The sequence below is a fragment of the Stenotrophomonas sp. 3diitr2024 genome (assembly GCF_042136455.1).
GTDB classification, from domain to species: Bacteria; Pseudomonadota; Gammaproteobacteria; order Xanthomonadales; family Xanthomonadaceae; genus Stenotrophomonas; species Stenotrophomonas sepilia.
In genome coordinates, this window is sequence record NZ_JBHHMJ010000531.1 from 17,750 (window position 1) to 30,946 (window position 13,197).

Annotated in this window: 9 protein-coding genes; 7 read left to right on the forward strand and 2 right to left on the reverse strand. The window is 66.3% G+C overall.

Annotation, left to right across the window (positions count from 1 at the left end):
* Positions 1 to 12 precede the first annotated feature (12 nt).
* Positions 13 to 648: a GyrI-like domain-containing protein gene (locus tag ABGA94_RS13550; protein ID WP_111129588.1), complete on the reverse strand. Its 636-nt coding sequence runs from the start codon at positions 646 to 648 to the stop codon at positions 13 to 15.
* A 353-nt stretch (positions 649 to 1,001) separates the two neighbouring features.
* Here ABGA94_RS13550 and cyoA point away from each other — a divergent pair, with 353 nt between their 5' ends.
* Genes cyoA through cyoD form a run of 4 tightly spaced genes read left to right on the forward strand, consistent with a single transcriptional unit; the run spans position 1,002 to position 5,018 of the window.
* Positions 1,002 to 2,042: a ubiquinol oxidase subunit II gene (gene cyoA, locus ABGA94_RS13555; protein WP_005415723.1), complete on the forward strand. Its 1,041-nt coding sequence runs from the start codon at positions 1,002 to 1,004 to the stop codon at positions 2,040 to 2,042.
* Positions 2,043 to 2,044: 2 nt separating this feature from the next.
* The gene (gene cyoB, locus ABGA94_RS13560; protein WP_095377778.1) at positions 2,045 to 4,042 is read left to right on the forward strand and encodes a cytochrome o ubiquinol oxidase subunit I; all 1,998 of its coding nucleotides are present in this window, start codon (positions 2,045 to 2,047) and stop codon (positions 4,040 to 4,042) included.
* Complete coding sequence (gene cyoC, locus ABGA94_RS13565; protein ID WP_005408583.1) at positions 4,039 to 4,677, forward strand: cytochrome o ubiquinol oxidase subunit III; 639 nt, start codon at positions 4,039 to 4,041, stop codon at positions 4,675 to 4,677. Before cyoB ends, cyoC begins: the two co-directional genes overlap by 4 nt.
* Positions 4,677 to 5,018: a cytochrome o ubiquinol oxidase subunit IV gene (gene cyoD, locus ABGA94_RS13570; protein WP_005415725.1), complete on the forward strand. Its 342-nt coding sequence runs from the start codon at positions 4,677 to 4,679 to the stop codon at positions 5,016 to 5,018. Before cyoC ends, cyoD begins: the two co-directional genes overlap by 1 nt.
* 200 nt (positions 5,019 to 5,218) lie before the next feature.
* On the opposite strand, the gene ABGA94_RS13575 is transcribed toward cyoD, so the two are convergent.
* Complete coding sequence (locus tag ABGA94_RS13575; RefSeq protein WP_005415726.1) at positions 5,219 to 7,276, reverse strand: bifunctional diguanylate cyclase/phosphodiesterase; 2,058 nt, start codon at positions 7,274 to 7,276, stop codon at positions 5,219 to 5,221.
* A 150-nt stretch (positions 7,277 to 7,426) separates the two neighbouring features.
* Here ABGA94_RS13575 and radA point away from each other — a divergent pair, with 150 nt between their 5' ends.
* The 3 genes from radA (at position 7,427) to ABGA94_RS13590 (ending at position 13,128) form a co-directional block, all read left to right on the forward strand.
* Complete coding sequence (gene radA / locus ABGA94_RS13580) at positions 7,427 to 8,803, forward strand: DNA repair protein RadA (RefSeq protein WP_375367540.1); 1,377 nt, start codon at positions 7,427 to 7,429, stop codon at positions 8,801 to 8,803.
* 112 nt (positions 8,804 to 8,915) lie between these two features.
* Entirely contained in the window at positions 8,916 to 10,772 is a 1,857-nt protein-coding gene (locus ABGA94_RS13585) for an ATP-binding protein (protein WP_235649527.1), read from the forward strand.
* Positions 10,773 to 10,821: 49 nt separating this feature from the next.
* Positions 10,822 to 13,128: a hypothetical protein gene (locus ABGA94_RS13590; protein WP_375367542.1), complete on the forward strand. Its 2,307-nt coding sequence runs from the start codon at positions 10,822 to 10,824 to the stop codon at positions 13,126 to 13,128.
* Positions 13,129 to 13,197: the final 69 nt, after the last annotated feature.

The window sequence follows — 13,197 nt, forward strand, 5'->3', positions numbered from 1 at the left end:
GCATTCCTCGTGTCATCTGCGGGAATCCTCATCAGGCCCGATCGGCCGCACCGGCTGCCGCAGCACGGTTTTCAACCGCGCTGCGTCGGTCCTGCGCGGGTCGCTCAGGTAGATCTCATGATGGGGGCCGGCAAAGGTGTATCCCAGTGCGGGCATCACTTCGTCATGCAGCTGCGCCAGGACGGGTCCCTCGTCGTCGTAGGCGCCCACGTGCAAGGTCTGCAGGCTGGGGCCCTCGGCAAGGAGTTCATGGCGAAGGCTGGGCGGCGCCTCTCCCAGCTTCGCGCGCGCCTTGCTGATCGCGGCCTGCCACTGTGCAGGGCCGATGCCCTCGGGCGTGCGGATCATTACGGTCCAGGCCCACTCATCCTTGCGCCGCGCGACGAAGCTGGCCGGGTCCTCGGCACTCCACAGCGCCTCCAGCGGTGGCACCACGTAGTCGCGCCCTTCGGCCTTCAGCGCGAACTTCAGTGCATAGCTCACCGAATACAGCCACTGCACGGCCTGCAGGTAGGCGGGGGCCGTGTTCGGGTCGCCGCGACCATCGATCATCACGTAGGGAATGGGCGGTACATCCACGCGTACGAACCTGCCGGCGGGCGGTTGATAGAGCGCCCGGTCGCGCTTCCTGAAGTCGATCTTGTCCACGGGCCTTCCTCCTGCGCCGAGCATCCCACGCCAGGCACCCGCCAGCACGCCTGAACAGGTTCAGGTGACTTTGCCGAACGAGGGCGGACTGCCGGCCAGCACCTGATGCCAGGATGCCGCCCGCGGGCGTCCTGCCCGCCGCGCGTGCGCGGTGCGACAACGTGTCGCAGCCAGAATCGGGCCTTTCCTGCGCTCGATCAATGTCAATGCCTTTCTTAAATGGTGGGTGACGGCCTAAAATTGAAAGGCTGACTCGACCCCACCTCCCTGCCTGTCTTCCGGACCGGTGGGACCGGCTTTGGCCGGAACAGGCAGGGACGGGGAACGGCATTCCCTCGCAATTGGATCGACCGATGATTCCGTTGAAAACCCTTGGGCGCTGGTTGCGCCCGGGCCTGCTGCTGTCGTTGCTGGTGATGCTCACCGGCTGCGATGCCGTGGCCATCCTCAGTCCGAAGGGCCAGATCGGCCAGGATGAGAAGACCCTGCTGATCACGGCCACCGTGCTCATGCTGCTGGTCGTCATCCCGGTCATCATCATGACCCTGACGTTCGCGTGGAAGTATCGCGCCTCCAACACCAAGGCCCGTTACGAGCCGAAGTGGTCCCACTCGACGGCGATCGAGGTGGTGGTGTGGTCCATTCCCTGCATGATCGTGCTGGTGCTGGCGGTCCTGACCTGGCGTTCGTCGCACGCACTGGACCCGTACCGTCCGCTGGATTCGGACGTCAAGCCGGTCACCATCGAGGCGATCTCGCTGGACTGGAAGTGGCTGTTCATCTATCCGGAAGAGAAGGTGGCGGTCGTCAACGAAATCAAGTTCCCGGTCAACACGCCGCTGAACTTCAAGATCACGTCCGATTCGGTGATGAATGCCTTCTTCATCCCGCACCTGGGCAGCATGATCTACTCGATGGCTGCGATGGAGACCAAGCTCCACCTGATCGCCAACGAGACCGGTGAATTCCCGGGCATGTCCTCGCACTACAGCGGCGCGGGCTTCGCCAAGATGCACTTCACCGCCTACTCGGTCACCGATGCCGAGTACCGCCAGTGGCTGGACCAGGTCCGCGCCGGCGAGCAGACCCTGGACAAGGCCTCGTTCAAGGCCCTGGGTGAAGCGCGCAACGCCGAGTGGTATCCGGTCACTTACTTCGGCAAGACCGAAGAAGGCCTGTTCGACTGGGTCATCGCCAAGCACATGGGCGACAACAAGCATTACGGCATGAAGCACTCGCATGCCGGTGCCGCCGCTGCCGATGCCGCCACCCATGAAGCGCACGAGGGCCATGCCCCGAGTGACGCGCATGATTCCAAGGAATCGGGTGAAAACCTGGATGCCACCGAACACGAACACGCAGGCCATGCCGGCCACGCGGGTTCGGGAGAATGAACATGTTGGGAAAACTCTCTCTTGAGTCGATCCCCCACGATCCGATCGTGCTGACCACCCTGGTCGGCGCGGTTCTTGGTGGCCTGGGCGTCGTCGCCCTGATCACCAAGTTCAAGCTGTGGGGCTATCTGTGGAAGGAGTGGTTCACTTCGGTGGATCACAAGAAGATCGGCGTGATGTACCTCATCGTCGCCTTCGTCATGCTGCTGCGCGGTTTCTCCGACGCCATCATGATGCGTACCCAGCAGGCCATCGCCGTCGGCGGGTCCGAGGGCTATCTGCCGCCGCACCACTACGACCAGATCTTCACCGCCCACGGCGTGATCATGATCTTCTTCGTGGCGATGCCGCTGATCACCGGCCTGATGAACCTGGCCGTGCCGCTGCAGATCGGTGCGCGTGACGTTGCGTTCCCGTTCGTCAACTCGCTCAGCTTCTGGCTGTTCGTGGCGGGCGCGGTGCTGATCATGCTGTCGCTGTGGATCGGTGAGTTCGCTGCCACCGGCTGGCTGGCGTTCCCGCCGTTGTCGGGCATCGAATACAGTCCAAGCGTCGGCATGGACTATTACATCTGGGGTCTACAGGTGGCGGGTTTGGGTACCACGCTCAGTGGTATCAACTTCTTCATCACCATCCTCAAGATGCGCACCCCCAGCATGAAGCTGATGCAGATGCCGGTGTTCACCTGGACCGCCCTGGTGACCAACGTGCTGATCGTCGCGGCCTTCCCGGTGCTGACCATCACCCTGGTGCTGCTGACCCTGGACCGTTACCTGGGTACGCACTTCTTCACCAATGACGGTGGCGGCAACGCCATGCTGTACATCAACCTGATCTGGATCTGGGGTCACCCGGAGGTGTACATCCTGGTCCTGCCGGCGTTCGGTGTGTTCTCCGAAGTCATCGCGACCTTCTCGCGCAAGGCGCTGTTCGGCTACAAGGGCATGGTCTACGCCACCGCCTGCATCGGCGTGCTGTCGTTCATCGTGTGGCTGCACCACTTCTTCACCATGGGCTCGGGTGCCAACGTCAATGCCTTCTTTGGCATCACGACGATGATCATCTCGATCCCGACCGGCGTGAAGATCTTCAACTGGCTGTTCACCATGTTCCGCGGCCGTGTGCACTTCACCACCCCGGTGCTGTGGACCATCGGCTTCATGGTCACTTTCGTCATCGGCGGCATGACCGGCGTGATGCTGGCGATCCCGGCCATCGACTTCGTGCTGCACAACAGCCTGTTCCTGATCGCCCACTTCCACAACGTCATCATCGGCGGCGTGGTGTTCGGCATGTTCGCCGGCATCACCTACTGGTGGCCGAAGATGTTCGGCTTCCGCCTCAATGAGTTCTGGGGCAAGTGCGCGTTCTGGTGCTGGTTCATCGGCTTCTACGTGACCTTCATGCCGATGTACGTGCTGGGCTTCATGGGCATGACCCGTCGCCTGCAGAGCACGGTGAACCCGGCCTACGAGCCGCTGCTGCTGGTTGCCGCCTGCGGCGCGTTCATCGTCGGCGCCGGCATCCTGTGCCAGATCATCCAGGTGGCCGTGTCGATCCGCGACCGCAAGAAGACCGTCGACCTGACCGGCGACCCGTGGGATGCCCGTACGCTGGAGTGGGAAACCTCCTCGCCGCCGGCCTTCTACAACTTCGCGACGCTGCCGGAAGTCACCGAGCTGGACGATTTCTGGGAGCGCAAGCAGCGGGGTGAAGCCTGGCCGAAGCCGGCCAAGTACACCGACATCCACATGCCGCGCAACACCGGCACGGGCGTTGTCATCGGTGCCTTCAGCCTGGTGTTCGGCTTCGCGATGATCTGGCACATCTGGTGGCTGGCCATCGTCGGCTTCGTCGGCATGATCGCCACGTTCATCTACCGCACCTTCGACCAGGACGTGGACTACTGGGTCCCGGCCGCCGAGGTGGAACGCATCGAGAACGAACACCGCAAGCACCTGGAAGCCCAGGGCCTGGTGAAGTCGGAGCTGAAGGCATGAGCACCAATACCTCGACCCTGAGCCACGGGCACGCCGCGCACGCGGCGGCCCATGGCCATGACGACCACGAGCACCACGATACCGGCGGCAACACCGTCTTCGGTTTCTGGGTGTACCTGATGAGCGACTGCCTCATCTTCGCCTCGCTGTTCGCCACCTACGTGGTGCTGGCGGGCGGTACCGATGGTGGTCCCACCGCGAAGGACCTGTTCGAGCTGCCGTTCGTGGCGTGGGAAACCGCGCTGCTGCTGACCTCGTCGCTGACCTTCGGCCTGGGCATGATTGCCATGCACCGCAAGCAGATGGGCCAGATGTACCTGTGGCTGGGCATCACCTGGCTGCTGGGCTTCGGCTTCATGTGCATGGAAGTGTGGGAGTTCCAGCACCTGATCCATCAGGGCTACGGTCCGGACCGCAGTGCCTTCCTGTCGGCGTTCTTCGCCCTGGTCGGTACCCACGGCCTGCACGTCAGCGCCGGCCTGCTGTGGCTGCTGGTGATGTTCGTGCAGCTGAAGAAGTACGGCCTGACCCCGACCAACAAGACCCGCATGGCGTGCCTGAGCCTGTTCTGGCACTTCCTGGACCTGATCTGGATCGGCGTGTTCTCCGTCGTCTACCTCAATGGAGCGCTGTAATGGCACATGACAACCATGCACACGACCACGGCACGGGCGGCGAAAGCCACGGCAGCGTGAAGTCGTACCTGATCGGCTTCGTGCTGGCGGTGGTGCTGACCGTCATCCCGTTCTGGATGGTGATGTCGGGCGATTTCTCGCGCACCGTCAACGGTGTGGTGATCGCAGTCACCGCGGTGCTGCAGATGCTGGTCCACCTGGTGTTCTTCCTGCACCTGGATCGCTCTTCGGAAAGTCGCTGGAACGTCAACGCTGCGGCCTTCACCGTCGTGGTGATCGGCATCATCGTGATCGGCACCCTGTGGGTCATGCACAACATGAACGTGCACATGATGCACTGACGTCCTCGCGACGTTGCCACGCAGAAAGGCCGCCCTCGGGCGGCCTTTCTGTTGGCGGATGGATGGGGGCGGATCCCTGTCCGCAGGGCAGGGCTCTGACCCCGGGGCCCGGGTAGATCCACGCCATGCGTGGATGGAGTTGCGTGGATGGGGTCAGAGCCCATGCCTGCGGCAAGGGCTCTGACCCCGAAACCGGGGCCTCACCCCACCCGGCGCAGGAACTCTTCGGCCTCCATCGGCCGGCCCAGATGGTAGCCCTGCAGCTGGTCGCAGCCGAGCTCGCTCAGGTACTCGCGCTGCGCCTGGGTCTCCACGCCCTCGGCCACCACCTGCAGCTGCAGGGTGCGGCCCAGCGCGATGATCGACGAGACAATGGCGGCGTCCTCGTCATTGCGTTCCAGGTCGTGCACGAACGCACGGTCGATCTTCAGTTCGGTGGCTGGCATCCGCTTGAGGTAGAGCAGGCTGGAATAGCCGGTACCGAAATCATCGATGGCGATGTGCACGCCCATTGCGGTCAGGTCGCTGAGGATCGCCAAGCTGGCATCGACGTCCTTCATCGCCGTGGTTTCGGTGATCTCCAGGGTCAGCCGTGCCGGTTCGATCCGGTGCCGCTCCAGCACCTCGCGCACGCTGTCCAGCAGTGCCGGCGAGGCAAACTGCAACGGCGAGAGATTCACTGCCATGGTCCATTCCGCATGCCCGGCATCGTGCCATGCCCGCAGTTGCGCGCAGGCCCGGTCCAGTACCCAGTCACCGATCGGCAGGATAAGGCCGCTGCGTTCGGCGATCGGAATGAAGACATCCGGTGCCAGCAGCCCCAGCTCCGGGTGCTGCCAGCGCAGCAGCGCCTCGGCCCCGGTGGCCGGTGCGCCCGCGGCCGGAAATTTGGGCTGGTAATGCAGGATCAGTTCGTTGCGGGCGATCGCCTTGCGCAGGTCCTGCAGCAGGCGCAGCTGGCGATTGGCACTGAGCTGCATCGAGGGGGTGAAGAAGGTGTAGCCGTTGCGCCCGGTCTCCTTGGTGTGGTACATCGCCGCATCGGCGTGCGCCATCAGCTCGCGCTCGTTGCTGGCGTCATCCGGATACAGGGCGATGCCCAGGCTGGCGCTGACCTGCAGTTCGGCCGCATCCAGCGTGAACGGCTCACCGGCGGCGGCAATGATGCGCTCGGCCACCACGACCGCATCGTCGGGAATATCGATGGCCAGCACGATCACGAACTCGTCGCCGCCGAGGCGGGCGAACGTGTCCTGCGGGCGCAGCAGGCCGCCGATGCGCTGCGCCACCGCCACCAGCAGGCGGTCGCCAAGCTGGTGGCCATAGGCATCATTGACCGCCTTGAAACCATCCAGGTCGCAGAACATCACCGCCACCGCATGATTGCGGCGCCGCGCCTTCTCGATGGCCTGCTCGATGCGGTCCTGCAGCAGCATGCGGTTGGGCAGCTGGGTCAAGGGATCATGCAGTGCCGCCTGGATCAGCTTGTCGTTGGCGTGCGCCAGCGAATCGGCCAGCAGCCCGGTGCGCACGCGCATCTGCCGGTCGAACAGCGAGGCCACAAGGGCGATGCCCAGCGTGGCCACGGTGGTGACGATCACCAGCACGGCCAGCCAGCGCGTGTCGATGCCGCCACTGCCGACGGCGCCACAGAGGCTGCCTTCGGGGAAGCGCGCCGCCGCCATGCCGGTGTAATGCATGCCGACGATGGCCAGGCCCATCACCAGCGATGCGAGCACGCGCAGGAGCAGGGTGTGGCGCTGCTCGGCGCGCAGGCGGAAGGCGATCCACAGGGCGGCGCCAGCGGCACCGATGGCCACCGCGATGGAGGCGGCAAACCAGCCCGGGTGGTAGTCGATGCCGGGCTGCATGCGCATCGCAGCCATGCCCAGGTAGTGCATGGCTGCGATGCCCAGGCCCATCAGCACGGCCCCGGCCAACAGCCGGCGCCACGGCAGGGTGGGGCGCGACACCAGCCACAGCGCATAGGCGGAGGCGCCGATCGAGACCGCCAGCGAGTACAGGGTGATGCCGAGGTCGTAGCCCACCGGGATCGGCAGGTCGAAGGCGAGCATGCCGATGAAGTGCATCGACCAGATGCCCAGGCCCATCGCCGCCGCGCCTCCGGCCAGCCACCAGCGCGCCACGCGGCCCTCGGCGGTGGCCAGGCGCCCGGCCATGTCCAGCGCCGTGTACGAAGCAAGAATGGCCACCAGCAGGGAGATGATGACCAGGCTCTGACTGTAACTGCCAGTCATGTTGAATCCAGTGGGGGAGGAAGGGGGCGCCCGCAAGGCGCACGCCCGCGACCCCTATCGGCGCGGGTGGGCAGGACTTGAGCGGTCGCAGCAGCTGCGACCGGGCTCGGCTATCCTGCCACGCCTGTTCCCGTTGCTGGAAATCACCCGATGGCCAAAGCCCGCACCGCCTACGTCTGCAATGAATGCGGCGCCGAATTCAGCAAATGGCAGGGCCAGTGCACGGAGTGCAACGCCTGGAACTCGCTGTGTGAAATCGTGCTGGAGAGCGCGGCGGCGGCCAAGGCACCGGCATCGCGGCGGGCGGGCTGGGCCGGCAAGATCGATCCGCCGAAGATCACCGCGCTGAAGGACGTGGAGCAGACCGAGCATCGCCGGGTCTCCACTGGCATCGGCGAGTTCGACCGCGTGCTGGGTGGTGGCCTGGTCGAAGGTGCGGTGGTGCTGGTGGGCGGCGACCCGGGTATCGGCAAGTCGACGCTGCTGCTGCAGGCGGTGGCGAAGATGGCGGCCGAACTGCCGGTGCTGTACGTCACCGGTGAAGAGTCGCTGGCCCAGGTGGCCGGCCGCGCGCACCGCCTGGAGCTGCCACTGGACGGGGTCAACGCGCTGGCCGAGACCGGGGTCGAGTCGATCCTGCAGCATGCCTCCAGGGCTGGGCCGCGGCTGATCGTGGCCGATTCGGTGCAGACCCTGTGGACCGAGAGCCTGACCGCTGCGCCGGGTTCGGTCAGCCAGGTGCGCGAGAGTGCGGCGCGGCTGGTGCGGTTCGCCAAGGAGACCGGCACTGCCGTGTTCCTGGTCGGCCACGTGACCAAGGAGGGTGGCATCGCCGGCCCGCGCGTGCTGGAACACATGGTGGACGCGGTGCTGTACTTCGAGGGCGAGAGCGGCAGCCGCTTCCGCCTGTTGCGCGCGTTCAAGAACCGCTTCGGTGCGGTCAACGAGCTGGGTGTGTTCGCGATGGGCGACAAGGGCCTGAAGGAGGTCTCCAACCCTTCGGCGATCTTCCTCTCCGGCGGCAGCACCCACCAGCCGGGCAGCTGCGTGATGGTCACCCGCGAGGGCACACGGCCGCTGCTGGTGGAGGTACAGGCGCTGGTCGATGCATCGCCGCTGTCGAACCCGCGCCGTGTCGCGGTCGGCCTGGAGCAGAACCGCCTGGCGATGCTGCTGGCGGTGCTGCATCGCCATGGCGGCGTACTGGTCGGCGACCAGGACGTGTTCGTCAATGTGGTCGGTGGCATCCGCGTGCAGGAGACTGCCGCCGATCTGCCGGTGCTGCTGGCGGTGTTGTCGTCGCTGCAGGATCGGCCGCTGGCGGAGAAGACCATCGCCTTCGGTGAAGTGGGCCTGTCCGGCGAGATCCGCCCGGTGCCCAATGGCGAAGACCGCCTGCGCGAGGCCGCCACCCATGGTTTCAAGCGCGCCATCGTGCCCAAGGCCAATGCGCCCAAGGGCGGTTCGGTGAAAGGCATGGAGGTGATCGCGGTGGAACGCCTGTCCGAGGCCATCGACGCGGCGTGAGGCCGGCTCTACAAACGTCAATCACGGCAACGGTCAGCTTCCTTGTGCTAGTTTTTCCCGCTCGACGAAGACGCCCTCTGGCGTCTTTCCGTGCCCAGGAGTAAACGATTACATGCAGGACACCGCACTCACCGCCCCCAACGCCGAGATCCGTCGAGCCGGGGTCGATCTCAATGGATTGATGACGGTGCTGGGCAAGCACCTGTATTCCACCCCGGTGGTGGCGCTGCGTGAGCTGGTGCAGAACGCGCATGACTCGATCATCCGCCGCCGCATCGAGCAGCCCGGTGTTGACGTGCCTTCGCGCATTTCGGTGCAGGTTGATGCCGGTGCCGGCGTGCTGCGCATCACCGATACTGGGGCCGGCCTGACCCGCCAGGAGATCCACGATTACCTGGCCACCGTCGGCGTCGGCTACACCCGTGGCCTGCGCCAGGGCGGTGAGGACGATGAAGGGCTGATCGGCATGTTCGGCCTCGGCTTCCTGTCGGCCTTTGTGCTGGCGCGCCGGGTCAGTGTGCGAACCACCTCGTACCAGACGCCGGATCTGGGCCATCTGTACGTGTCCAGCAACGCCGAGCAATACACCGTCAGCGAAGTGCCTGCACGCGCGGTCGGCACCGAGGTGGAGCTGGAGCTGCATCCGGACTTCCTGCCGCTGGCCAACGAGGCGCGCCTGCATGAGGTGCTGGGCCGCTACTGCGCGTTGCTGTCCGAACCGATCTTCATCGGTGCTGCGGGCGAGGCGCTCAATCCCGAGCCGCCGCCGTGGCGCGGCCAGGGGGATGTCGCCGTGCATCCAGTGCAGGCGCGTCGGCAGGCGCTGCAGTTCGCCGCGCGGTTCGAGCATGATTTCGAACCGATCGTCACCGTGCCGCTGCGCGCCGATGGCAACAGCGATGCCACTGGCCTGCTGTGGGTGCAGGATGGCGCCACCTATGGCACCAGCGACAACCGCAACCTGTCGGTGTTCGTGCGTGGGATGCTGCTGGATGACGACGCGCGCGACCTGTTGCCGCCGTGGGCCGGATTCATCGGCGGAGTGATCGAATCCTCGCGGTTGACGCCCACCGCCAGCCGCGAAGACCTGCAGCGCGATGACCAGTACCGCGCGGTGCAGCATGCACTGCTGGAGGCGCTGATCGACGGCCTGGCCGACGTTGCGAAGCAGCAACCGGAAGCCTGGCGGCGCGTGCTGACCCGCCACAACGAGGCCCTGCTGGGTGCGGCACTGTGCGATGAGCGCCTGTTCGAACTGCTGATGGAGCATGTGCGGGTACCGACCTCGCAGGGCGACCTGCCGGCCAGTGCGCTGCCGGCGCGCGGTGCCGTGCATGTCATCCTCGACAACGGCGGCGGCTTTGAAGAGATGCTGTTCCGCGCTATGGGCGTACCGGTCGCGCATGGCCATCGCTACGCGGTGGTGCCGTTCCTGCGGCGCTGGGCCCAGGCCAAGGGCCTGCGCCTGGTCGAGCTCGGCACCGAGCAGGGCAACCGCGCACTGTTCCGCAGTGATGACAGCCTCGACGAGGCGCAGCTGGCGTGGCTGCGCGAACAGCTGGGCGACGGCGAGCAGCTGCTGCCCGCACGTTTCAGCCCGGAGGCGCTGCCGGTGGTGGTGGTGCCCGACCGCGAGGCCGAGCTGAAGCAGCGGCTGGAAGACGACGAGAACGACAAGCGCGTCTCGATGGCCGCGCTGCGCCTGGCGCGCCAGTTCACCGCGCGCATCGAATCACGCGCACCCTCGCGGCTCTACCTCAACCTCGACAACCCGGCGGTGCAGGCACTGCTGCGCGCCCAGCGCGAGGGCCACCCACAGGCCGAGGCTGCGGCGCGCCTGCTGCGCTCGCTGAAAGTCATCGTCGCCGCGCAGGGCCGCCCGCTGGCACGCGCGACCGCTACGCCGGGCCCGGATCTCAATGGTGCCTTCACCGATATCGCCGGTGCCCTGCAGCAGATGCTGCGCTGAGCACCGCACCCTCTCATCCAGCCTTCGCTAGACAGGAGCAATTATCCCCATGGACATCTGGAACTGGGTCGAAAAGCTGCAGGGTGACCTGCGCCAGGCCGGCCAGGCGCAGAACGCGCACCTGCTGAACCGTCTCGCCGATGAGGTCAGTGAACTGCAGATCGACCGCGTCGATGCCCTGCTGCCCGAAGCACGCGCCTTGGGCAAGGCGCTGGACAACCCTTGGGTTGACGTCTATGTCGGCCACTGGGCGCTGCGCAACCGCGTCGGCAACCGCGTGGAAGGCGAGAGCGCACTCGGCGAAGCCGTAGCGCTGTTCGAGCGCGCGCACCGCGAGGACACCCTGGAATGCCCGCAGTCGATCTGCGTGACCCAGGACCTGGCCGCCTGCTACGGCAACATCGATGGCCCGGGCTGGGTGCCCGAGCGCATCGAGGTCTGCGACGAAACCCTTGGCCGCATCGATCCGAGCTGGGCCTGTTTCCAGTGCCTGAGCTGCGAGAAGGCCGATGCGCTGCTCGATGATGGCCGTGGCCAGGAGGCGCTGGATTACCTGCAGGTGCAAGCCGATGCCGTGGAAGCCTGTGGCAAGGAAGTGTTCGACAGCTTCCCCGAGATGCAGATCAAGATCCTGCTCGCTGTAGGCCGCGCCGACGAGGCACTGGCGCTGATCGAGAAGCGCGAGGCCGAAGTGGCAGCCTCCGGGGAGTACGAACCGGCCAACTGCACGGTGCCGCGTCGCTTGTCCAAGGCCTGGGCGCTGGCCCAGCTGGGCCGCGACGAAGAGGCGTTGCAGCAGCTGGTGCCGTGGAGCGAGCTGACCCCGAACTACTGGCGGCTGTGGGCAAACACCGCCGCAGCACTGTGCCAGCGTGATCCCGCGCGCAATACGTGGGATCTGGGCACGCGCTTCAACACCATCATCGAGCACTTCGCACGGGTCGGTTCGCACCGCCTGCTGATCGAAGTCGCGGCGCTGAGCCTGGAGCTGGCGCTGCAGCGTGGCGCGCGCTGGGTCGCACTGCGGCAGCTGGAACTGGCCCGCACCCATCTGGCGCAGCTGCGCCAGGATCGGGGTGCTGCGGCGCTGGTGGCCGGCCTGGCCGCGCGCATCGAGGCATTGCCGGACGTCGCGCCGCTGCCGGTGCCGGCGGGCGAGCTGCTGGCATGGCTGGACGCGCAGGGCGAACAGAACCAGTCGCGCGATCCCGAGCGCGAAGCGCAGTGGTTGCTGCAGGCGCATGCCGAGCTGCCCGATGACGAGGCGCTTGCCGAGATGGCTGCCTCCGCGCTGAATGCCTGCGGCGCGCAGGCCGAGGCGCGGTCGCTGCTGTGGCGGTTCGTACGCGGCCATACCCAGCACGATGGCCCCGCGGCCTACACGCTGATGCGCTGGCTGGCCGAACAGGGCGACGACGACGGACTGCGCCAGCTGGCCGATCTCTATCGCGGCAGCGTGCCGGTGTTCGCGCACTGGTGCAAGGTGCAGCGTGCACGCCGCGTGTCCGACTGGCCGGCGCTGGAGCAGGCGGCCCGATCGCTTCTGGAGCTGTCTCCGGGCTCGCACGGCGCGCGCGGCACGCTGGCGCGCATGTACATGGAAACCGGCCGTTTCAGCGAGGCCCAGGCCTGTTATGCACAGCTGGTGGAGCTGCTGGAGGAGCCCAATGCCGCGCATTGGGACCACATGAGTGCAGCCAGCGCGGCGCGCGACTGGGACGCGGTGCGCCGCTCGGCGGCGGCGATCGGCATGGAATTGTCCAGCCAGGATGGCGTGGTCGAGGAGCCGTGGGGCTGGGTGATCATCCGCAGCGAGGAGAACGGCGAACCGATGGAGTACTACGCCCGTCGCAGCGGTCCGGTGACCGCGCGCATCGTCGAGAACGCGCCGTCCAACCGCGCCCAGCAGGTGGGTGACTGGGTGGTGTTCGATGCCGCGCTGGTGCATCCGGCCCCGGAGGAGGAGGAAGCACGCGAGCATTTCATCCCGACCTATGCGCAGGTGCATGTACTGGAGCGCGGCGGTTTCGCCCGCAGCTGGATGATCGATGGCGCGCACCCGGGCGAAGAGGCCTGGAATGCCTTCGTCGAGGCGGCCGAGGCACAGGGCTGGAAGGTGTGGTCACACAGCCGGCCGGACTACACCGTCACCGACCCCGATGTGGAAGAGGGTACGCTGCCCGGCCTGCTGTTCACCGTGGCCCAGCCGCAGGACCACGCACCGCTGGCACTGCACCGCTTCCTGCAGCAGCACACCGCGACGTGGCCGCATCCGCATTGCTGGCTGCGCCTGGCTGAAGCCTGTGACCAGGATCGCCAGCCGCATCTGGACGTGATCGAGCGTTACGGGTTGTAGGCCGGATATCGGGTAGTGCCGGCCGCTGGCCGGCAGCACCGGGAGATCCTGTATTGCCGGCCAGCGGCC

What these genes read in the sequence shown, in the direction of transcription:
- cyoA (WP_005415723.1), top strand. Translation starts at nt 1,002, where the DNA reads ATGATTCCGTTGAAAACCCTTGGGCGCTGGTTGCGCCCGGGCCTGCTG.
- cyoB (WP_095377778.1), top strand. Translation starts at nt 2,045, where the DNA reads ATGTTGGGAAAACTCTCTCTTGAGTCGATCCCCCACGATCCGATCGTG.
- cyoC (WP_005408583.1), top strand. Translation starts at nt 4,039, where the DNA reads ATGAGCACCAATACCTCGACCCTGAGCCACGGGCACGCCGCGCACGCG.
- cyoD (WP_005415725.1), top strand. Translation starts at nt 4,677, where the DNA reads ATGGCACATGACAACCATGCACACGACCACGGCACGGGCGGCGAAAGC.
- ABGA94_RS13575 (WP_005415726.1), bottom strand. Translation starts at nt 7,276, where the DNA reads ATGACTGGCAGTTACAGTCAGAGCCTGGTCATCATCTCCCTGCTGGTG.
- radA (WP_375367540.1), top strand. Translation starts at nt 7,427, where the DNA reads ATGGCCAAAGCCCGCACCGCCTACGTCTGCAATGAATGCGGCGCCGAA.
- ABGA94_RS13585 (WP_235649527.1), top strand. Translation starts at nt 8,916, where the DNA reads ATGCAGGACACCGCACTCACCGCCCCCAACGCCGAGATCCGTCGAGCC.
- ABGA94_RS13590 (WP_375367542.1), top strand. Translation starts at nt 10,822, where the DNA reads ATGGACATCTGGAACTGGGTCGAAAAGCTGCAGGGTGACCTGCGCCAG.